General features: G+C 72.0%; 18 protein-coding genes. 14 read left to right on the forward strand and 4 right to left on the reverse strand.

Annotation, left to right across the window (positions count from 1 at the left end):
- The first annotated feature begins 63 nt into the window (after nucleotides 1-63).
- Nucleotides 64-543 carry an RrF2 family transcriptional regulator gene (locus tag ACMATS_RS18610; protein WP_390777148.1) on the forward strand — a complete coding sequence of 160 codons (480 nt, stop codon included), beginning with the start codon at nucleotides 64-66 and terminating at the stop codon, nucleotides 541-543.
- Nucleotides 544-743: 200 nt separating this feature from the next.
- Here the strand turns inward: ACMATS_RS18610 and ACMATS_RS18615 are convergent, their stop codons facing one another.
- The gene (locus ACMATS_RS18615) at nucleotides 744-2,162 is read right to left on the reverse strand and encodes a PLP-dependent aminotransferase family protein (protein WP_390777149.1); all 1,419 of its coding nucleotides are present in this window, start codon (nucleotides 2,160-2,162) and stop codon (nucleotides 744-746) included.
- Nucleotides 2,163-2,221: 59 nt separating this feature from the next.
- On the opposite strand from ACMATS_RS18615, the gene ACMATS_RS18620 reads away from it, so the two are divergent.
- The 4 genes from ACMATS_RS18620 (at nucleotide 2,222) to ACMATS_RS18635 (ending at nucleotide 7,658) form a co-directional block, all read left to right on the forward strand.
- A complete protein-coding gene (locus ACMATS_RS18620) occupies nucleotides 2,222-2,668 on the forward strand; it encodes a carboxymuconolactone decarboxylase family protein (protein ID WP_390777150.1) in 447 nt (148 codons plus the stop codon).
- An 85-nt stretch (nucleotides 2,669-2,753) separates the two neighbouring features.
- Nucleotides 2,754-3,944, forward strand: a complete 1,191-nt coding sequence (locus ACMATS_RS18625) for an MFS transporter (RefSeq protein WP_414168514.1) — start codon at nucleotides 2,754-2,756, stop codon at nucleotides 3,942-3,944.
- 75 nt (nucleotides 3,945-4,019) lie between these two features.
- Nucleotides 4,020-5,540, forward strand: a complete 1,521-nt coding sequence (locus ACMATS_RS18630) for an FAD-binding oxidoreductase (RefSeq protein ID WP_414168515.1) — start codon at nucleotides 4,020-4,022, stop codon at nucleotides 5,538-5,540.
- Nucleotides 5,541-5,732: 192 nt separating this feature from the next.
- Entirely contained in the window at nucleotides 5,733-7,658 is a 1,926-nt protein-coding gene (locus ACMATS_RS18635; RefSeq protein ID WP_414168516.1) for a helix-turn-helix domain-containing protein, read from the forward strand.
- A gap of 87 nt (nucleotides 7,659-7,745) precedes the next feature.
- Here the strand turns inward: ACMATS_RS18635 and ACMATS_RS18640 are convergent, their stop codons facing one another.
- Complete coding sequence (locus tag ACMATS_RS18640; protein ID WP_391150212.1) at nucleotides 7,746-8,960, reverse strand: transposase; 1,215 nt, start codon at nucleotides 8,958-8,960, stop codon at nucleotides 7,746-7,748.
- A 312-nt stretch (nucleotides 8,961-9,272) separates the two neighbouring features.
- Between ACMATS_RS18640 and ACMATS_RS18645 the strand changes: the two genes are divergently transcribed.
- The 7 genes from ACMATS_RS18645 (at nucleotide 9,273) to ACMATS_RS18675 (ending at nucleotide 17,713) form a co-directional block, all read left to right on the forward strand.
- Nucleotides 9,273-10,778 (forward strand): FAD-binding oxidoreductase, encoded by a 1,506-nt coding sequence (locus ACMATS_RS18645; RefSeq protein ID WP_390777155.1) that lies wholly within the window; start codon nucleotides 9,273-9,275, stop codon nucleotides 10,776-10,778.
- 166 nt (nucleotides 10,779-10,944) lie between these two features.
- Nucleotides 10,945-13,710, forward strand: a complete 2,766-nt coding sequence (locus ACMATS_RS18650; protein ID WP_414168517.1) for a BTAD domain-containing putative transcriptional regulator — start codon at nucleotides 10,945-10,947, stop codon at nucleotides 13,708-13,710.
- A 613-nt stretch (nucleotides 13,711-14,323) separates the two neighbouring features.
- Entirely contained in the window at nucleotides 14,324-14,488 is a 165-nt protein-coding gene (locus ACMATS_RS18655) for a hypothetical protein (protein WP_390777157.1), read from the forward strand.
- 31 nt (nucleotides 14,489-14,519) lie between these two features.
- Nucleotides 14,520-14,813 carry a Dabb family protein gene (locus ACMATS_RS18660; RefSeq protein ID WP_336410421.1) on the forward strand — a complete coding sequence of 98 codons (294 nt, stop codon included), beginning with the start codon at nucleotides 14,520-14,522 and terminating at the stop codon, nucleotides 14,811-14,813.
- Between the two features lie 171 nt (nucleotides 14,814-14,984).
- Nucleotides 14,985-15,890, forward strand: coding sequence for an RNA polymerase sigma factor SigF (locus ACMATS_RS18665; RefSeq protein WP_390777158.1), 906 nt, complete (start codon nucleotides 14,985-14,987; stop codon nucleotides 15,888-15,890).
- A gap of 189 nt (nucleotides 15,891-16,079) precedes the next feature.
- Nucleotides 16,080-16,913 carry an RNA polymerase sigma factor SigF gene (locus ACMATS_RS18670; protein ID WP_336410419.1) on the forward strand — a complete coding sequence of 278 codons (834 nt, stop codon included), beginning with the start codon at nucleotides 16,080-16,082 and terminating at the stop codon, nucleotides 16,911-16,913.
- A 500-nt stretch (nucleotides 16,914-17,413) separates the two neighbouring features.
- The gene (locus ACMATS_RS18675; protein WP_414168518.1) at nucleotides 17,414-17,713 is read left to right on the forward strand and encodes a hypothetical protein; all 300 of its coding nucleotides are present in this window, start codon (nucleotides 17,414-17,416) and stop codon (nucleotides 17,711-17,713) included.
- An 11-nt stretch (nucleotides 17,714-17,724) separates the two neighbouring features.
- Here ACMATS_RS18675 and ACMATS_RS18680 read toward each other — a convergent pair whose 3' ends face one another.
- The gene (locus tag ACMATS_RS18680; RefSeq protein ID WP_336410417.1) at nucleotides 17,725-17,955 is read right to left on the reverse strand and encodes a hypothetical protein; all 231 of its coding nucleotides are present in this window, start codon (nucleotides 17,953-17,955) and stop codon (nucleotides 17,725-17,727) included.
- Nucleotides 17,956-18,142: 187 nt separating this feature from the next.
- Here ACMATS_RS18680 and ACMATS_RS18685 point away from each other — a divergent pair, with 187 nt between their 5' ends.
- Both ACMATS_RS18685 and ACMATS_RS18690 read left to right on the forward strand, forming a co-directional pair.
- The gene (locus ACMATS_RS18685) at nucleotides 18,143-18,634 is read left to right on the forward strand and encodes a MarR family winged helix-turn-helix transcriptional regulator (protein ID WP_414168519.1); all 492 of its coding nucleotides are present in this window, start codon (nucleotides 18,143-18,145) and stop codon (nucleotides 18,632-18,634) included.
- A gap of 46 nt (nucleotides 18,635-18,680) precedes the next feature.
- A complete protein-coding gene (locus tag ACMATS_RS18690; RefSeq protein ID WP_390777162.1) occupies nucleotides 18,681-20,315 on the forward strand; it encodes an MDR family MFS transporter in 1,635 nt (544 codons plus the stop codon).
- Nucleotides 20,316-20,475: 160 nt separating this feature from the next.
- Here ACMATS_RS18690 and ACMATS_RS18695 read toward each other — a convergent pair whose 3' ends face one another.
- Complete coding sequence (locus ACMATS_RS18695) at nucleotides 20,476-21,270, reverse strand: TetR/AcrR family transcriptional regulator (RefSeq protein WP_414168520.1); 795 nt, start codon at nucleotides 21,268-21,270, stop codon at nucleotides 20,476-20,478.
- Nucleotides 21,271-21,424: the final 154 nt, after the last annotated feature.

The raw sequence follows: 21,424 nt of genomic DNA on the forward strand, positions 1-21,424 counted from the left end.
TCTGAGGTAGAAGCATGTACAAGTATTTTGCATGACCAATTACCCGTCTATAGCATCCAGTTCATGCGAATGAGCGAGGGCGTGGAATGGGCCTTGCACACCTGCCTCAACCTGGCCTGGGTCGGCCCGGAACGGGCGGTGACCGCGGCGCGGCTCGCCGCGTTCTACGACCTTCCCCCGGCCTACCTCGGCAAACAGCTGCAGGCGCTGGCCCATGCCGGGGTGGTCAGCTCCAGTCCCGGCCCGCGGGGCGGCTTCCGGCTGGCGCGCGAGCCCGGGACGATCACGCTGATGGACATCGTGACCGCCATCGAGGGCCCGGAGAAGGCGTTCCGCTGTTCCGAGATCCGCCACCGCGGCCCCCAGAGCCAGATCTCGCAGGCCGGCGACCACCCCTGCCACGTCTCCCGGTACATGCGGGAGGCCGAGCTGGCCTGGCGGCGGCAGCTCGCGGCCAGGACGCTCACCGACCTCCAGCACACCGTGACCCGCAGCTCGCCCGGCATACCGGAGCGCACGCGCGAATGGTTCCTCGCCCAATGATCGCGAATTGCGTTCATTGTGGTCGCGCCCCGTCAGGTGCGCGCCCCGTAGGGCCGCGGGGAACTGCGCGAGCAACCACGACGCGCCCGCAGTCGAGCTGCTCGGGGCTGCGCCCCGGACCCCTGGGTGGTGCGTCGGCTGCAGGCCGGCGGTGGCTGGTCGCGCAGTTCCCCGCGCCCCTGACGGGGCGCGCAACATCCTTACGGCGGCGGGGGCAACGCCCCGCAAAGCGCCTCCAAGGCGCCCGCGAAGGCGTGTTCCGGCGGCGTGCCGTAGCCGACGACCAGCCCGTCGGAGGGCCCCGCCCCGGCCACGTCGTGCCGGTACAGACCGAGCCCCTCCAGGGCCAGCCCCTGCCAGGCGGCCGCCTGCACCACGGACTGCTCGGTACCTGGCGGCAGTTCGAGCACCGCGTGCAGCCCGGCCGCGATGCCCGTGACCCGCACGTGCGGGGCGCGCTCGGCGAGGACGGCGATCAACTGGTCGCGGCGGCGCCGGTAGTGCCGGCGCATCCGGCGCACGTGACGGTCGTACGAGCCCGACTCGACGAAGTCCGCGAGGGTCAGCTGTTCCAAGGCGCTCGCGAACATCTCCCGGTCGCCCTTCGCCGCGACCACGTCGTCGACGAGGTGCCCCGGCAGCACCATCCAGCCCAGCCGCAGCGCGGGCGAGAGGCTCTTGCTGACGGAGCCGATGTAGACCACGCGTTCCGGGTCGAGGCCCTGCACGGCGCCCACCGGCTGGCGGTCGTAGCGGAACTCCCCGTCGTAGTCGTCCTCCAGCACCAGGCCGCCGCCCGCCCGCGCCCAGTCCACGACCGCCGCCCGCCGCTCCGGGTGCAGCGGGCCGCCCGTGGGGAACTGGTGGGCCGGGGTCAGCAGCACGGTCCGGGCCCGCATCCCGCCGAGCTTCTCCACGCAGGCGCCGTGCGCGTCCACCGGCAGCGAGACGGTGCGCAGCCCGGCGTCGGCGAGCAGGGAGCGGTAGTAGCCCAGGCCGTACGCCTCCACGGCGACGGTCCCGCTGCGCACTTCGCCGAGCAGGCGCAGTGCCCCGGCGAAGCCCGAGCAGATGACGATCCGTGCGGGGTCCGCGCGCACGCCGCGGGCGCGGGCGAGGTACTCGGCGACGGCGCGCCGCAGTTCGATGCGTCCGCGCGGATCGCCGGGCCCGAAGGCGTCGTTGGGGGCCGCGGTGAGTGCGCGGCGCGCGGAGGCGAGCCAGGCGGTGCGCGGGAAGGCGGAGGCGTCCGGGGTGCCCTGCACCAGGTTGTAGGCGGGCCGGGACGGGCGGTTGGGGGTGGTGGGGCGCCGCGGGGTGTCGCCGTTCGGCGGCTGCGCGCGCCGGGCGACCTGTGTGCCCGAGCCCTGACGCGCCGTCAGCCACCCTTCTGCGACGAGCTCGGCGTAGGCCTCGGCCACCGTGTTGCGGGCGAGGCCGAGGTCGGCGGCGAGCGAACGGTACGGCGGCAGCCGGGTGCCCGGGGCGAGCCGGCCGGTGCGTATCGCCTCGCGCAGCGCCGCCATCAGCGCACCGCGCCGGCTGCCGGGCCCTGCGGGCAGTTCCAGATGCAGGTCACTGCCCGGCGCGTCACCGGGGTCACCTTGCGGATTGACCATCGATTTCACCCCGGAATTGCACCACAGACACGGGCGATTGTCCTCCTAGGGTCTACAACATGACTGCTGCTCAGCGAATGAACTTCACCAAGGCCGCCCCCAAGGTCTTCAAGGCCATGATCGCCCTGGACGCGGCCGCCCGCGCCGACCTCGACCCCACCCTCGTCGAGCTCGTCCAGATCCGCGCCTCCCAGGTCAACCACTGTGCGTACTGCCTCGACATGCACACCAAGGACGCCCGCAAGGCGGGCGAGAGCGAGGAGCGCATCTACCAGCTGAACGCGTGGCGCGAGGCCGGCCTCTACACCGAGAAGGAACAGGCCGCCCTCGCCCTCACCGAAGCGATCACCGTCCTGACGGACGGCTTCGTCCCGGACGCGGTGTACGAGGAGGCGGCGCGGCACTTCGAGGAGCCGGAGCTGGCGCAGCTGATCGCGTTGATCTTCACGATCAACGCGTGGAACCGCATCGCGGTGTCGACCCGGAAGATCCCCGGAACCGAGTGACGAGCCCGGGGGCCCGGCCCCCGGTCCTCCTTTCCCCGCCCTCCCCCGTGGGCGGGGAAAGGAGCAACCCAAGGGAGTCCGCACCATGACCACCACGGACACCCCAACCGCGGTTGGGGAGGCCCACAGATCACCCCTCAAGGGCTGGCTGGCCGTAGCAGCCGTGACGCTCGGCATCTTCAGCCTGATGACCTCCGAGCTCCTCCCCGTCGGCCTGCTCACCCCGGTCGGCGAGGCCCTGCACGTCTCGGACGGCACCGCCGGCCTCATGGTCACGGTCCCCGGCCTGGTCGCCGCGCTCTCCGCGCCGGTCGTGACCGTCGCGACCGGCCGCATCGACCGCCGCATCGTCCTCGGCGTCCTCGTCGGCCTGGTCGGCGTCGCCAACCTCGCCTCCGCCTTCGCCGACGACTTCGCGATCGTCCTCGTCGCCCGTTTCCTCATCGGCATGGCCGTCGGCGGCTTCTGGGCCGTTGCGGGCGGCATCGCCCTGCGCCTGGTGCCCGAGGAGCATGTCGGCCGGGCCATGGCCATCATCTTCGGCGGCGTCGAGACCGCCTCCGTCCTGGGCGTGCCGACCGGCACCCTGATCGGCGACCTCAGCGACTGGCGCACGGCCTTCGCGGCCGTCGGCGCCCTCGGCCTGACCGCGCTCTGCTGCATGGTCCTGCTGCTGCCGCCGCTGCCCGCCGACGAGACCCTCACCTTCGCCGAACTGCCGCGCGTCTTCCGGCGGAACCGCGGCGTGCGGATCGGGATCGCGATCACCTTCCTGCTGGTGACGGGCCACTTCGTGGCCTACACGTTCGTCCGCCCGATCCTGCAGGACGCGGGCGTGGACGGCAGCAAGGTCAGCATGATGCTGCTGATCTTCGGAGTCGCCGGCATCACGGGCAACTTCCTTGCCGGAGCGCGCGTTTCGCAGCACGCACGGCGGATCGTGCTCGTCATCTCCGTCGTGCTGACGGCCGCGATGGTGCTGTTCGCCCTGGTGGGCGGCGGCGGCATGGCCGTGGGCATCGTCCTGCTGATCCTGTGGGGCCTCGGCTACGGAGCCGTCCCCGTGAGCCTCCAGACGTGGATCCTCCAGGCCGCGCCCGAGGCCACGGAGGCCGCCTCCTCGCTCTACGTGTCGATGTTCAACTTCTCCATCGCCCTGGGCGCGTTGGCCGGCGGCCTCGCCTTCGACAACGTCGCCATGACGAGCGTGCTCTGGATCGGCGCGGTGCTCGCCGTGCTCACGCTGGCGGTGGCGGGCCCCCGCAAGACCACCTGAACCCCGTCCCCCGCGCCCACTCCCCCGGGGCGCGGGGGGCGGCCCCTTTCATCGAATTCCACCGAAAGGCTGCCCGTGACCGCCATCACCCCCGGCGACCCCCGCTACGCCGCCCTCACCACCCGCGGCAACAACAAGCGGTTCACCGCGAACCCCGAGGCGTTCCACGTCTGCACGTCGACGGCCGACGTCACCGAGGCCGTCACCGAAGCCCTGCGCAGCAACAGGCGCACAGCGGTCCGCAGCGGCGGCCACGGGTACGAGAACTTCAGCGGCGCCCCCGGCACCCAACTCGTCGTCGACCTGGGCGAGATGACCGCCGTCGCCTTCGACGCCGAGCGCAACGCCTTCATGGTCGAGGCGGGCGCCCGCCTCGACGACGTCTACCGCACGATGTACGAGCGCTGGGGCGTCGCCGTCCCGGCCGGCAACAGCGCCACCGTCGGCCTCGGCGGGCACGTCCAGGGCGGCGGCTACGGGTCCCTCAACCGCCGGCACGGGCTGATCGTCGACCACCTGCACGCCGTCGAGGTCGTCGTGGCGGACGCGGCCACCGGCGAGGCCCGCGCCGTCGTCGCCACCCGCGACGCGGACGACCCCCACCACGACCTGTGGTGGGCCCACACCGGCGGGGGCGGCGGCAGCTTCGGCATCGTCACCCGGTACTGGTTCCGCAGCCCGGACGCCACCGGTACCGACCCCGAGCAGCTCCTCCCGCGCCCGTCCGCCGAGATGCTCACCAGCACCGTGCTGTTCCCGCGCGCCACCCTCGACAAGCCCGCGTTCCGCACGCTCGTCGGCGCCTACGGCCGCTGGCACGAGCGCAACAGCGCGCCCGACTCGCCCTACGTCCACCTCTTCGCCAGCCTGGTGCTGCTCGGCCGGCAGCGGCCGCGCCCCGAGGAGGGGCAGGACATGGGCGCCGTCCTCGTCACCCACGTCGAGGCGGACCGCCCGGACGCCGCGCAGCTGCTGCAGGACTTCCTGGACGAGGTGACCGGGGACGGCGCGCTCTCCCCCGTCGTCCTGCCCGCCGAGACCGTGCCGTGGCTCGTCTCCAAGAAGGCGCTCTCCGACGCGCAGGACGCCGAGACCGGCCGCCAGAAGGTCAAGTCGGCCAATCTGCTGGGGGCGTTCACGGACGACCAGGCCGACGCGCTGTACGACTTCCTCGACGACGCGGACGCCGTCCACGACAGCAGCCTCGTGGCCCTGGACTCCTTCGGCGGCCGCACCGCCGCCGTGGCGCCGGACGCCACCGCCGCGGCCCAGCGCGACACGGTCCTGAAGGTGCTCTTCATGAGCACGTGGCAGGACCCGGCGCTCGACGAGCCCGCCCTCGCCTGGATGCGGCGCTGCTACGGCGCGGTCTTCGCCAAGACCGGCGGCGTCCCCGCCCCCGTCCCGGGCGGCAACGCCGATGGCTGTTTCATCAACTTCGCCGACGTCGACACCGCCGACCCCGCGCAGAACACCTCGGGCGCGCCGTGGCACGCGCTGTACTTCAAGGACAACTACCGCCGCCTGCAGGCCGTGAAGACGGCGTACGACCCCACGGAGGTGTTCCGGCACCCGCTCTCCGTGCGCCCGTCCTGATCCGGACGGCTGCAGCAGTGACGACCGTGTCCGGACGGAATTACTCCGCTCCGGGCGCGGTCTCCGTTGCATGCTCCCGCCATATGTGCTTTGCACCAAGAGACTTGAGTGCCCGTTGACTCGGACATTACTCGATGCGTAGCTTCCGACACGTACGCCGAACGTTCTTTGCGCTGCACCATAGGGGGGCACATGGGAAGCATTGTGTCGCAGGGGAGGAAGGCCGGTGCCAGTGCGCTCACCGTCCTGGAATTGCTGGCAGCAGAGGCACCGATAAGCCACTTCGAGTCACTGGTCGACGACGCCCGCCGGCAGGGCATGGGCGAAGCCGACCTCGCGTTACTCGAAACGGCGAAACGGCTCGGCCTCGCCGTCTACGCACAGGCGGAGCGAAGACAGCGCAAGGAGGCCCGGCTCGCCGCTTTCATCGAGGCGGGAAAGGGCATCGCCACCGTCTTCGACGTGCCTTCCCTGCTGTCCGTGCTGGCCCTCAAGGCCCGCCAGCTCTTCGATCTCGACATCGCCTGGATCACCGTTTTCGGCCGCGATGCGGGCACCGTCACCGTCAGCGCCTGCGACGGCCACACGACGGCGCTCCGCACCGGGCTCCGCATTCCCGACGACCCCGCGATGAGCAGTGCCAACGCCCCTTTCTGGACCCCTGATTTCACCACCGACGAAAGACTCGCCCACAGCTACGCGCTCGATTCCCTGATGGAATCCGAGGGAATACACGCCGTCGCCGCGATCCCCCTCACCGACGGCGCCCGCCCGTTCGGCACGCTGTACGTGGCGGGCCGCAGCGCGCGCTGGTTCACGTCCGCCGAAGTGTCGCTCATGACCTCCCTCGCCGAACTCGCCGACCTCACCATCGAGAAGACCCGCATGCTGGAGCGCGCCGCCGACTGCCTCTCCGGCGCGGAAGGGCGCCGGGACGAGGCGCGTACCGCGGCGGAGACCGCCGCCGTGCACGGCAGGCTGATGTCGGTCGTGCTGGACGGGGGCGGCCTGGACGCCCTGCTCGACGAGGCGGGCCGGCACCTGCGCGGCGCCCTGCGCGTCCACGCGCCCGACGGCGGGATCCTGGCCGGCACGGACGGGATGCCCGCCGAGTCCGAGACCGACACGCTGCGCGCCATGGTCGACGCCCACGCCCTGCGCGAACCGATCCTGCTCGACTGCGGCCTGTGGGCGGCCCCCCTCCTCGCGGGCGACAGGGACCTCGGCACGCTCCTGCTGCACCCCGCCCGGCCGCTCGCCGACGGGGACGACCGGCTGCTCTCCCTGACCGCCCAGACCGTCGCCGCCCTGCTGCTCCTGCAGCACACCACCGCACCGTCGGCCTCCGGCCACGACCGGGACTGGCTGCTGGACGACCTGCTGACCAGTGCGCAGCGCCCGGCGGGCCGGTTCGAGGAACGCGCCGCCCGGCTGGGCATCGACCTGACCCGGCCGCACGTGGTCGTCGTCGCCCGCCCCGAGGACGAGGTCCAGGACAACCGGACGGCCATCTGGGCGTCCTCGTACGCACGCCGCATGAACGGCCTGAAGAGCATGCACGCCGGCTGCGCCGTCCTCCTGCTGCCCGGCACCGACGCGACGGCCGCCGCGGAACAGGTCTCGCGCGGCCTGACCCCGCTGCTGGACCGGCCGGTGACCGTCTGCGCCTCCGGCCCCGTCACCTCGCCGGCCGGCGTTTCGGCCGCCTTCCAGGAAGCGTTGCGCTGCCTGGAGGCGATGATCGCGCTGGGCGCCACGGGCGGCTTCACGTCGTCCGGCGAACACGGCTTCCTGGGCGTGCTGTTGTCCGACACCCACGACGTCGAGGGATTCATCCGCTCGATGATCGGCCCGCTGGTCGCCTACGACACCCAGCGCTACACGGAGTTCACGCGCACCCTGGACGCGTACTTCGACGCGGGCGGCAGCATCAACCGCACCGCAGAGCGCCTGCACGTCCACCCGAACACGGTGGGCCGCCGCCTGGAACGCATCGGCGACCTCCTGGGAACGAACTGGCAACAGCCGGAACGCGCTTTCGAGATCCAGCTGGCGCTGCGCCTGTCGAGAATCCAGCACGTCCTGAAGACCCGCCGCCCGTCGCTGGGCTCGGACTGAGCCCGCACCCGAAGAGCAGCCGGGCCCCGTCAGGGGCGCGGGGAACTGCGCGATCAGCCCAGCACAACCCGCACCCGCAAACCGGCCTCAGCCCACCGCGAGCCCCCGCAGATGCCCCCCGCGCCCCAGCGCGGCAACGGCATGCGCAGCCGAAGCCAACGTCACATGCCGATGCCACCCCTTGAAGGAGCGCCCGGTGTAGTCCCGCATCCCGACCTGGTCGGCGATCTCCGCGAAGTCCCGGTCGACCCGCCGCGTCGTCTTGCTCAGCTGCATCAGGGCGACGGGATGCAGCGCGGTCATGTCCGTGAGCCACAGCTCACCGGGCGAGGACTGCCCCTGCTCCCATGCGCCGAGCAGCCGCAGATCCCCGATCCCGGGCCGCCGGACGGGCGGCACCGTCCGCACGCCACGCGCCGGCATCCGCACCCGGACACCGGCCGCGAGGCTGGTCCGCAGCGTCTCCGCGGGGTCGTGGTCCGACCACAGGACCGGCCGCCGCATCCCGGCGGCCGCCGTCATGATCTGGTGCGCGGTCACGCCCTCCGTCCGGCACCCCGGCAGCGCCGGATCGGCGGCGGTGAGCCGGAACGTGCTGCCGATCCTGACCAGCCACGGCACCCCGGCCGCCCGCAGCCGCCGCACCACGGCCCAGGTGTCGGCCTCGGGCGCGTCCACCACCACGGGCCGCACCGGCACTCCCCAGCCCGCCGTCTCCAGGAAGGCCGAGGCGGCGCAGTCGCCCAGCGACTCGGGGCGGGCGCAGTCGGGGATGGCGGCCCGGGCGCGGCGTGCGTCGTCCTGCAGCCAGTCCTCCGAGAGGTGCAGCCGCCAGTTGACGGGCGCGGCCATCTCCTCGGAGACGGCCCACACGCCCATCGCCTGCTGGGCGTTGAGCACCTGTCCCAGTGCGGGGAAGAACTTCCGGTCCACTCCGACGGAATGCTGTCCGCCCTTGGGGATCACCATCGGACGCACCACCCACGCCTGGGGCGGCGCGCTGCGCAGCAGATGCCGGACGAGCGCCCGGCGCACCGGATTCCAGTCCCATATGGAGCTGGAGATGAAGTGGTGCATTCCTTGTTCGGTGGCCTGGCCACCGATGATGGCGGCGATATTGCGGATGGATTTCCGCCCGTTCCCGCCGAGCAGTCCCCGCAGATATTCGAGTCCCTTCCGGCGCTGATCGCTTCTCGGCAGGGAGGCGAACAGTTCGGAACACAATTCGACGAGTACGGCGTCGTAGGCTCCGGCGTACTTCGGTGCTCTGACATCGTCGGGATACAGGGCAACACTGCTCATTGCAATTCCTGTCTCGGCTGATCGGCAAGCGGCTCGAAGGTGACACCGGAAACACTGTCAGCGGTGGCCGTCTGTTGCCCAGGTGTCCCGGCCACCTGTCCCACCGCCCCGGTGGTGGATGTCCCACCACCGGTATCGCGGAGTACGCCAATGAACCGGATTCCCTTGTTCCGTGGCCGACTTGACTGACTACGACCTGCACCGGCATTGCATCTGGAGTTCCGCGGAACCACTGCATAGCTTCCTCCCGGAAACGGCCGGAACACGGCCGCATCGTGGCCGGAAATGGCATGGACGACGGGAAAGTTGCCAGTGATCAGCAGACGTTCGATCGTCAAGGCCGGCGCCGCCGGCAGCCTGGCGGCGGGTGCCGCGGCGCTCGGCGCCACCGCCTTCGCGGGCACCCCCGCCGTGCCGTGGGCCCGGCTCCGCGAGCGGCTGGGCGGCCGCGTGGTGCTGCCGGCCGACCCCGGGTACGCGGTGGCCAAGCAGCTGCAACTGGCCCAGTACGACACGGTGAACCCGCAGGCCGTGGCGTACTGCACGACGAACGCCGAGGTCGAGGCGTGCATCCGCTTCGCGCAGGAGCACGGCCTGGCCACCGCCGCCCGCAGCGGCGGCCACAGCTTCGCGGGCTACTCGACGACCCCGGGCCTGGTCGTCGACGTGTCCCGGCTGAACTCGGTGCGCGTGGACCGCTCCACGGTCCGGCTGGGCCCGGGCTGCCAGGGCGTGGACGTGGTGACCGCGCTGGACCGGCACGGCATCCAGGTCGCGGGCGGCACCTGCCCGACCGTGGCCGCCGGGGGCTGGCTGCTGGGCGGTGGACTCGGGCCGCACGCACGGAAGTTCGGCATGGGCTGCGACCGTCTGGTCTCGGCGCAGGTCGTCCTGGCGGACGGCCGTACGGTGTGCGCCTCGGAGCGCGAGAACGCGGACCTGTTCTGGGCGCTGCGCGGCGGGGGCGGCGGGAACTTCGGCATCGTCACGGAGTACGAGGTGCGCCCGACGCAGCTGCCCTCGATGGTGGTCTTCACCCTCGTCCTGCCGTGGCGGGCCGCGCCGGAGGCGATCGAGGCGTGGCAGCAGTGGATCGCGCCGGCGCCGGTGGAGCTGGCGTCGGAGCTCACGGTCCAGCTGGACACGGACTCCGGCACGGAGCCGTCGGTCCAGGTGAGCGGCACGTACGCGGGCCCGCAGGCGGCGGCCGACGACCGGCTGAACCGGCTGGTCTCCGCGATCGGCGTGCAGCCGGTGAGCCGGGAGACGGCCGAACTCCCGTACCGTGCCGGGATGATGAGGGTCTTCGGCTGCGCCGACCGCACGGTGGACCAGTGCCACCGGGTCGGCTGGTCGCCCCAGGCGCAGCTGCCGCGCGACCACTTCGTCACCGGCCGGAACCTCTTCTTCACGCACCCGTGGGCCCGGCGGGCCACCACGGAGGCGCTGGCCGCCTTCGCGGCGGACGTCCGGCCGGGCCAGTTCCGCTTCCTGGGCTTCTTCGCGTACGGCGGGGAGACCGGTGCGGTGGCTCCGGAGGCGACCGCGTTCGTCCACCGGGACGTGCTCTTCGAGACGGACTACCAGCTGGGCCTGACGGCACCGGACGGCGCCCGCGACGCTGCGCAGGCCTGGGTGGACCGCGGCTACGGGGCGATCGCGCCGTACTCGAACGGCGGCTCGTACCAGAACTACATGGACCCGGCGCTGCGCGACTGGCGCGAGGCGTACTACGGCCGGAACTACCCGCGCCTCCAGGCGGTGAAGCGGGCGTACGACCCGCACGGCTTCTTCCGCTTCGCGCAGGGCGTGGGCTGAGGGGGTCCCGCGCCCCGAAAGGGCGCGGGGCTGTTCACATATGCGGCTCCGCCGCGTGGGCGCGAGCAACCACAGCCGACCCGCACCCGAAGTACGGGAAGCGGGGCGGCCACCCCCACGGTAAGGTGCATTCCGGGGCATCCCGGACACCAAAGGCGAGGCACCCATGGACCCGCACGACGGCCTCCGCTTCCACGTGCTCGGCCCCGTACGCGCCGAGCACAACGGCCACCCCCTCCCCGTCGGCTCCCCCTCCCAGCGCGCCGTCCTCGCCGTGCTCCTCCTCGGCGGCCGGCCCGCGACCCCCCGCGAACTCGCCGCCGCCCTCTGGGGCGACGCACCCCCCGAGGGCGCCGGCCGCACCCTGCGCACCTGCATATCCCGCCTCCGCGCCACCCTCGGCCAGGAGGCCCTCCGCTCCGAGGGCGGCGCCTGGTCCATACGGGTGGGGCCGGAGGCCCTCGACGCCACCGTCTTCGCCGCCCACCTCGCCGCGGCCTCCGCCGCCCGCGCGGCGGGCGACCTCGCCGCCGCCCGGGAACGGCTCGGCGCCGCCCTCGCCCTGTGGGAGGGCACCACCGCCCTGGCCGGCCTCACCGGCCCGTACGCCGAGCGGGAACGCGCCCGCCTGGACGACCTCCACGCCACCGCCCGCGAGGACCTGCTCGACTGCGCCATCGCCGCGGGCGGGCACGCCGAGGCCGTCGCCGACCTGCGCGCGCTGGTCGCCGAACACCCCCTGCGCGAACGTTCACGCGCCCTGCTCATGCTCGCGCTGTACCGCAGCGGACGGCAGGCCGAGGCCCTGGCCGTCTTCGACGCGGCACCGGAACCGGGCCCCGGACTCACCGGCCTGCACGACCGGATCCTCGCGGGCGACGGCGCCCTCTCGGCCCCGTCACCCGGGACGCCCCCGGGCGCCGCCCCCGACGGACTCCCGCCCGGCATACCGGACTTCACCGGCCGCGAGGAACTCCTCGCCCGCATCAAGGACGCCTCGGTGCTCGCGCCCGTCGCCCTCACCGGCCCCGCAGGCGTCGGCAAGACCACCCTGGCCGTCCACGCGGCCCACGCCCTCCGGCACGCCCACCCCGACGGCCGCCTCCACCTGGACCTGCGCGGCACCGGGCCCGCACCCCTCGACACGGCCACCGCCCTGGCCCAACTGCTGCACGCGCTCGGCGTCGACGAACAGGCCGTCCCGGAAGACGAGGCACACCGCACGGCCCTCTACCGCTCCCTGCTGCACGGCCGCCGCATCCTCGTCCTCCTGGACGACGCCCGCGACGAGGACCAGTTGCGTCCCCTCCTCCCCAACTCCCCCGGCTGCGCCACCTTGATCACCAGCAGCGCCCCTCTCGACGAGGGCATCCCCGTGCCCCCGCTGACCGGCGCGGAGGCCCTCCACCTGCTGGAGACGATCGCGGACCGCCCGTGCCCCGACGCCCCGGCGGCCCTGGAGGCCTGCGCGGGACTCCCGCTGACCGTGCGCATCGCGGCCGGGTCCGGGTCCGGGTCCGAGGCCGGGTCCGGGTCCGGGTCCGGGTCCGGGTCCGGGTCCGGGGACGTCCTGCAGGCCGCGTACGACGCGCTGGACCCCGAACAGGCCCGCGCCTTCCGGCTGCTGGCGCTGGCGGACACCCCCTCCTTCGACACGGCGACAGCGGCCGCCGTCCTGGACACCGACGCCGGGACGGCGGCCGCACTCGCGAACCACCTTGCCGCGGCAGGGCTGTTGCAGCCCCTGGCCCCGGACCGGCACCGTCACCACGACCTGCTGAAGCTCTTCGCCCGCCGGCAGAGCGAGCACACCGACAGCCCGCCCGTCCGCGACGCCGCGTTGCTGCGCCTGCTGGACCACCACCTGGCCACCGCCGCGAACGCGCTGCTGCACAACCGCCCGGACAGCCCCGTCCCCCGGCACGTGCGCCGCCCCTCCGTGGCGGGGCAGCCCCTCCACGACCGGGCCGCCGCGGTCGCCTGGCTGCGCGACGCCCACCCCCACCTGCTCGCCACCGTCGACCAGGTGCTGCGCCTGGACGTCCCCGGAGGCGTCCGCGCGGCGACGGACCTGCTGACGACGTGGGGCCAACTCCTCGTCGGCACCGGACTCCACGCGGACCTCGAACCCTCCGCCCGGCAGGCCCTCGAACGCGCCCGCAAGGACGGCGACGACATCAGCACCGCCCGCGCCCTGCGACTCCTGGGCACACCGCACTTCGGGCCGGACACGTACGAGCGCGCCGAGGCCGAACTCCGCGAAAGCCTGCGGACGGCCGGGGCGGACCCGCTGATCCTCACCCTGGCCTCGCACGAACACGGCGCCCTGCTCCTGGCCATGGGCCGCCCCGAGGAGGCCCTGCCACTGCTGGCCCGGGCCGAGGACGCGTTCCGCGCGGAGGGCTCGCCGACGCACGCGGCCGAGGCGCTGGCCGACCGGGCGGGCGCCCTGTCGGTACTGGGCCGGACCGACGAGGCGGTGGAGGCGATCGGCCGGGCTACGGAGGAGGCCCGCGCGCTGGGCCACGTGCCGACACTGGTGCACGTCCTCACCGAATCCGGCCGCACCCTCCTGCGCGCCGGCCGCACCGCCACGGCGACGGACCGCCTGCGCGAGGCGCTGGCGCTGGCGCCGACCCCGCGCGAGGAGGCCCTCCTGTGGGCCCGCCTGGCCCACTGCCGCCTGGACCAGCACCTGCACCGGGACGCGATCGCGGACGCGGAGCGCGCGCTCACGCTGGAAGCGGGGGTGGGCGCGCCGTACTGCCGCGCCGTGGCCCTCTGGGCAAGGGGCCGGGCCCTGCTGGCCCTGGGCGAGCCGCGCCCGGCCCAGGGCCACCTGCGCGAGGCGCAGGAACTCTTTGCCCGACGGGGGGCGGCGGAGGCGGGGGCCCTGCGGGCCTTGCTCGACGAGGAGTTCCCGCCCCGATAGGGGCGCGGGGCTGCTACTCCCCCAGCTACCGCTGGGAGGTACCCCCAGCGGCTCCGCCGCGTGGGCGCGACCAGCCACCGACAGCCTGCAGCCGACGAACCAGGGGCACGCCCCGTAAGGGGCGCGGGGCTGTGTCGATATGCGGCTCCGCCGCGTGGGCGCGACCACGGCGCCCCGTAAGGGGCGCGGGGAACTGCGCGAGCAACCACAACCGGCCCGCACCCGACGAACCAGCGGGGCCTGGGGGCAGCAGCCCCCAGGAGCTACACCTTGGGCGGGGGAAGCGGTATCGGGGGGACAAACCGCTTCCCCCGACGAGGACACGGTCTCCAAGTCCGGGCCGCAGTCGGGGGGACGCGTCCCGGACCCCGCAGTGAGGCCCGTATCCGGCGTGCCGGCGAATTCCTGCCAGATTCGCACAGGCACGCCCCCATCCTCCCTCCCGCCCCCCGCGCAAACGGCAGGCAAAGGACCCCACCCCCCAGGGCCATAGGTCCCTAAAAGCGGCGTGAGGACCATTACGCCCCTTCACTCCCACCTGTTTCGTGCACACGTGCGGATAGAATCACCCGACCGCCCGCGCAAGCGGTACGGCAGGGGAGGCAAGTGCGTCATGGTGCAGACAAAGAAGGTGGCCCTCTGGGCCCTCGCCATCTTCGTGGCGTACACGGTGATCCACTCCCCGGCCAGGGCCGCCGAACTGGTCCAGATAGGGTTCCAGGGGATCTCGGACGCCGCCACGAGCATCGGCGAGTTCATGACCCAGCTGATCAAGTGACCCGCACCGGCACGGAAGGCACGGCCCCGCTGTGATCCGTCATCTCGTCCTGTTCAAGCTCAACGAGGGCGTCCGCCGCGACGACCCGCGCGTGATCGCCGGCGTCCAGGCCTTCGAGGAGCTGGAGCGGGCCATTCCGGAGCTGCGCTCCTGGGAATGCGCCTGGAACATCTCGGACCGCCCGATCGCCTACGACTACGCCATCAACAGCTCCGTCGAGGACGCCGAGGCGCTGCAGCGGTACCTGGAGCACCCGGCCCACCAAGCGGGCGTCGCCCAGTGGCGGGAATTCGCCACGTGGGTGATCGCGGACTACCCGTTCTGAGGCCTCCGCCGGCCCCTTTCCCACCAAGCCCCTCACCGTCATGGTGAGGGGCTTTTCCATGGCAACACAACGCTTTGCGGTGCTTGCACACTCTGGACATGTCTTGTGATGCTATGACCGCTTTTGCCGGAGAGTTGACCGCATTGTCAAGGTTCCTGAAGGGGTGTGACCGTGCCGGCCCGTACCGCCTCCGACACAGAACCCCCTGTCTCCGCACCGGACGACGACGCGACGCCGGACACGGACCCCGGAACCACCCCCTCCGGCCAGGACGGCCAAGGCGACCGGGAAGCCGCCCCCCGCACCCGGGAAAGCCGGGGCGCCGACGCCCGGGCGCTGACCCAGGTGCTCTTCAAGGAGTTCGCCGGCCTGGAGCCGGGCACGCCGGAGCACGCCCGCGTGCGAGCCGCCCTGATCGAAGCCAACCTCCCCCTCGTGCGGTACGCCGCGGCGCGCTTTCGCAGCCGCAACGAGCCGATGGAGGACGTGATCCAGGTCGGCACCATCGGCCTCATCAACGCCATCGACCGCTTCGACCCCGACCGCGGGGTGCAGTTCCCGACCTTCGCCATGCCGACCGTCGTCGGGGAGATCAAGCGCTACTTCCGCGACAACGTCCGCACCGTGCACGTCCCGCGCCGCCTCCACGAGCTGTGGGTGCAGGTGAACGGCGCCACCGAGGACCTGACGGTGCTGCACGGGCGCTCCCCGACCACGGCCGAGATCGCCGAACGGCTGAAGATCGGCGAGGACGAGGTGCTGGCCTGCATCGAGGCGGGCCGCTCGTACCACGCGACCTCGCTGGAGGCCGCCCAGGAGGGCGACGGCCTGCCGGGCCTGCTGGACCGGCTCGGCTACGAGGACCCGGCGCTGGCCGGGGTGGAACATCGCGATCTCGTACGGCATCTGCTCGTACAGCTGCCGGAGCGCGAACAGCGCATCCTCCTACTGCGCTACTACAGCAACTTGACGCAGTCGCAGATCAGCGCGGAGCTGGGGGTCTCCCAGATGCATGTGTCCCGTCTGCTGTCACGGAGCTTCGCCCGGCTCCGCTCCGCAAATCGAATCGACGCCTAACCCCCGCGGGTGACAGCATCCCCGGTGTCATGGGGAAGATAAGTCGACTTGACGCTACAGCGCGTTGCCGACATGTGACATTCTGCAGGAACTGCGTTTGCCGCAGCGCAGCCTCCGGTATTCAGGTGGAGGCTGAACCCCTCGCACGAGGGAGCTGCTGTGACCCGTCCGCGACCTCAAGGGGGTGGCATGTCCGTAGACCTGGGCAGCGCAAAGGTGCTCGCCAACGACGCACCGCCCGCAGTGCTCGACGACTGCGAAGCCATCGACACCCGCACCCTCTCCCGCTCCCTCTTCCTGCGGCTCGCCACGCTCGAGCGGGACAGCGCCGAGCGGACGTACGTCCGCGACACCCTCATCGAACTCAACCTCCCCCTCGTGCGCTACGCGGCCGCCCGCTTCCGCAGCCGCAACGAGCCGATGGAGGACATCGTCCAGGTCGGCACGATCGGCCTGATCAAGGCCATCGACCGTTTCGACTGCGAACGCGGGGTCGAGTTCCCGACGTTCGCGATGCCCACCGTGGTCGGCGAGATCAAACGCTTCTTCCGGGACACCAGCTGGTCCGTGCGCGTGCCGCGGCGCCTCCAGGAGCTGCGCCTCGCCCTCACCAAGGCCAGCGACGAGCTCGCGCAGAAGCTCGACCGCTCGCCCACGGTCCCGGAGTTGGCGGTCTGCCTGGGCGTCTCCGAGGAGGACGTGGTCGACGGCCTGGCCGTGGGCAACGCCTACACGGCGAGCTCGCTGGACTCCCCCTCCCCCGAGGACGACGGCGGCGAGGGCTCCCTCGCGGACCGTCTGGGATACGAGGACACGGCCCTGGAGGGCGTGGAGTACCGCGAGTCCCTCAAGCCCCTGCTGGCCAAACTGCCCCCGCGGGAGCGCCAGATCATCATGCTGCGCTTCTTCGCCAACATGACGCAGTCGCAGATCGGCGAGGAGGTCGGCATCTCGCAGATGCATGTCTCACGCCTGCTGACGCGCACGCTGGCACAACTCAGGGAAGGCCTCATCGCGGACTGAGTACAGCGCCCCGTAAGGGGCGCGGGGAACTGCGCGAGCAGCCACAGCCGGCCCGCAGCCGACAAAGGGCACGAGCAGCCCCCTGGCCAAGCTGACCCACCGTCAGCAAAACTGGGCCGATGCGACGGAAGACGCTCGCAACGGCCTCGGCCACAGCCTTATGCCTGGGTGCACTGATCACGGGTTGCGGCGGCAGCGACCGAGAGGGCTATGTCGCCACGGGGGCCGCCGGGCCCGACGTGTCCCAGGCCGTACCGCCCACGGGCGGCGTGGAGTTCGTCCCACTGGACCCTTCACCCACGCCTACGCCCACACCCTCGCGTTCACACTCGCCCTCACCCTCGCCGTCACCACGGCGCACCGCAGGTCCCGCACCCACACCCCGCAGGACCGCCACCCCCGCGCCCCCGCCGTCGGCCTCACCGCCGCCGACGCCGACGGTCGCCATCGGGGAACCGCAGCGCACACCGGGCAGACAACCCTGGTGCGAGGACGTCACGTTGGGCTTCACCAACACCGGCAGCACCCCGGTCACCGAGGGCACGGTCACGCTCGGCACGCACGTCATCGACGCACTCGGCAACGACTGGGCGACGGTCACCGCCACGCGCCCGCTCCCGGTGCCGATCGCGCCACGGCGGACGGCGGAGCAGACGTGGACGGTGTGCGTGGACGCCTGGCGGGTCCTGGCGGGCATGCACATCGAGACCCGGGACATCACGGTGACGAACACGCCGTACCGCGCCCCGTCAGGAGCACAGGAAACTGCGCGAGCAACCGCAACCGGCCCGCGGCCGTAGAACGACCCGGCTCAGCTGAAGGCGAGCCAAGCCGCTCCGGCGACGACGACGATCGCCACGATCACACCGAGGATCACGCCGACACGGGGTCCCGAGTCCTTCGCCGCACGAGCGGCGGCCCTGCCGCCGACCGCCGGCGCGGCCGGCGTACCGGCGCTCTCGTCCACAAAGGCACGGAACATCTGGGTGCTGCCCGCCGGGTCGTACTCACCATGGGGGCTCTGCTGATGGGGGTTGGCCATAGGCCAGGACCCTAGCGAAACCGGACCGCGCCGTGCGCGCGGGCCTGCGGCTTTACTACGGCTCCAGCGATCCTTGAGACTTCTTTTACCCGACAATCCTCCTTTTTCATTTGCCTTCAGCAACCAATCGGCCATACGGTTGCCCCAAGCAACCGATATTCAGGACCTCAGGGGAGCCGACGAACCGATGGCCGCACAGGAGCACTACGAAGAGCTGGCCCGCCAGCTCGGCGCCCTCGGCTCGATCCGGCGCGGCATCGCCCGGGTCCTCCCCGAGGGCTGCTCCCCCGCCACGGCGATCATGCTGACCCTGCTGGCGCGGTTCGGCGAGATGCGGATGAGCAAGCTGGCCGAGCTGCTCGAGATCGACATGTCGGTGACCAGCCGGCACGTCTCCTACGCCGCCGCGCACGGCTGGCTCGACCGCACGCCGGACGCGCTCGACAGGCGCTCCCGGCTGGTCCGCCTCACCCCCAGTGGAGAGGCCCTGCTGGACGAGGTCTCCCGGCGGCACGCCGCCGCGCTGGCCACCTGCCTGAGCGACTGGTCCGACGCCGACGTCGCCCTCCTCGCGGGCCTGCTGGCGCGGCTCCGCGAAAACTTCGGCCAGTGCCCGCCGCCCGCGCGCGAGCCGGCACCGGGCCGGGCAGTCCCTGCACCCGCACACATCACCGTCTAGAAGCGCCCCGTCGCTTCGTAGATCCCCGACAGAGAACAGGAAGTCCATGACCACGACCACACCATCCGGTGTGCGGGGCGGCCAGGCCGACAAGGGAGCCGCACCCGGCTCCGGCGCCCCCATGACGCACCGTCAGATAATGGAAGCGCTGTCCGGACTGCTGCTCGGCATGTTCGTGGCCATTCTGTCGTCGACGATCGTCTCCAACGCCCTGCCGGAGATCATCCACGACCTGCACGGCAGCCAGTCCTCCTACACCTGGGTCGTGACGGCCTCGCTGCTCGCGATGACCGCCTCCACCCCGCTGTGGGGCAAGCTCTCGGACCTCTTCAGCAAGAAGCTGCTGGTCCAGATCTCCCTGGTGATCTACGTCGCCGGTTCGGCGGCGGCCGGTCTCTCGCAGAACACCGGCATGCTGATCGCCTGCCGGGCGATCCAGGGCATCGGCGTCGGCGGCCTGTCGGCGCTCGCCCAGATCGTCATGGCGGCGATGATCTCCCCGCGTGAGCGCGGCCGGTACAGCGGCTACCTCGGTGCGACCTTCGCCGTCGCCACCGTCGGCGGCCCGCTGCTGGGCGGCGTCATCACCGACACCTCCTGGCTCGGCTGGCGCTGGTGCTTCTACGTCGGCGTGCCCTTCGCGATCCTCGCGCTGATCGTGCTGCAGAAGACGCTCAAGCTCCCCGTCGTGAAGCGGGACGTGAAGGTCGACTGGGCCGGTGCCTTCTTCATCACCGCCGCGGTGACCCTGCTGCTGGTCTGGGTGACCCGGGCCGGATCCGACTACGACTGGATCTCCGGGACGACCTTCGCGATGGTCGGCGGCGCGGTCGTGCTCGCCGCGATCTTCCTGTTCGTCGAGTCCAAGGCGACCGAACCGATCATTCCGCTGCGGCTGTTCCGCAACAAGACGATCGCCCTCGCCTCCCTCGCGAGCCTCTTCGTCGGTGTGTCGATGTTCGTCGGCACGGTCTTCTTCTCGCAGTACTTCCAGCTGGCGCGCGGCAAGACGCCGACCATGTCCGGTGTGCTGACGATCCCGATGATCGGCGGCCTGTTCATCTCCTCCACCGTCTCGGGCCAGATCATCACCAAGACCGGCCGCTGGAAGGTCTGGCTGGTCTCCGGCGGTCTGCTCGTCACGGCCGGCCTCGGCCTGCTGGGCACCATGCGCTACGACACCCCGTACTGGCACCTGGCCATCTACATGGCGCTGCTGGGCCTGGGCATCGGCATGATGATGCAGAACCTGGTGCTCGCCACGCAGAACCAGGTCGCACCGCAGGACCTCGGCGCCGCCAGCTCCGTGGTGACCTTCTTCCGCTCCCTCGGCGGTGCGGTCGGCGTCTCCGCGCTCGGCGCGGTGCTCGCCACGCGGGTCACCGACTACGTCAAGGACGGCCTCACGGCCCTCGGCCCCAAGGGCGCTGCCCTGGCGCAGCAGGGTTCCGGCGGGGGCATCCCCAAGCCGTCCGCACTGCCCGCCCCGATCCGCACGGTGATCGAGAGCGCCTACGGGCACGGCGTCGGCGACGTGTTCCTCTACGCGGCCCCGTGCGCACTGATCGCCTTCATCGTGACGCTCTTCATCAAGGAGGTCGCGCTGAAGAGCCGGGTCACCACGGGCGAGACGGCCGGCGCGGCGGCGACGGCGGAGGAGCCGGCCCGGCAGGCCGGCTGACGGACCCCGCTGCGGGGCGCGCCATCGAGCGGAGAGCGCGCCCCGCGGCGGAGCCGGGAACAGAACGGCAAGCACTGGTTCCCGGCACACGGCCCCGGAGTGGCGGTGTGCACTTTCGACAGGCAGGGGACGGCCTGTCGGCGCACCGCCCCCGGGGCCCTTATGCGTTCTGCCGCTCCTGCGGCCCCTGCTCGGCGAGGACGCGGTCGCGCATCACCTCGATGCCGGCGATCACCGTCTCCAGCCCGAACTCGAAGTCCCGCGTGAACATCTGCTCGACCGTGTCGGTGTCGCGGGACCGGAGCATCTCGGCCGACTCCTTGTAGGTCTCCATGAGGTCGGTGCGGTTCGTGACCGCTTCCAGGACGTCCTGGTAGTACTCCTCCTCGCCGAGGCCCGCCGCCTTGCAGCGCTCCCGGTAGAGGCCCCAGGCCGTGCTGTAGCCGAAGACGAACTGGAACAGCGCGGAGATCGCCCCCGACATGGACTCCGGCGGCACACCGCAGCGGCGCATCACGGCCAGCGAGACATCGGCGAACTTCATCGCGTGCGGCCCGATGTTCTGGAACTGGCCCACGAGCTGGGGCATCCAGGGGTGGTCGAGCAGCATCGCGCGGTACTCGAAGGCGAGCAGGCGCAGTTGGTCGCGCCAGTCCTCGGACTCGTCCGTGGGGTCGGGGACGCGCATCTCGGCGCTGACCTCGTCCATGACGTACTCGAGGAGGTCGTCCTTGTTGTCGACGTACCAGTAGACCGACATGGCGGTCACACCGAGCTCGGAAGCGAGCTTCCGCATCGAGAACTTGGCCAGGCCCTCGGCGTCCAGCAGGCGGATGGAGGCGGCGACGATCCGGTCCCGGTCGAGCCCTTCGCCCGCGGTGCTGATCCGGTGTTTCGGGGCGCCGGCTTTTCCGCTCAGCCAGACGCTGGTGCGCGGGGCCCTGCCCTTGCTCATGCGGAGGTTCCTCTCGGTGGTGCGTTATGCCGAATGCTAGGCGGTTCGCCGGGCGTGGGGTGTGTCGACTGCGGGCTCGTCGTGGCTGGTCGCGCAGTTCCCCGCGCCCCTTCGGGGCGCGAACCGTGCCCCGTCAGGGGCGCGGGGAACTGCG

It is taken from the genome of Streptoverticillium reticulum (assembly GCF_047456005.1).
Classification (GTDB): Bacteria; Actinomycetota; Actinomycetes; order Streptomycetales; family Streptomycetaceae; genus Streptomyces; species Streptomyces reticulum.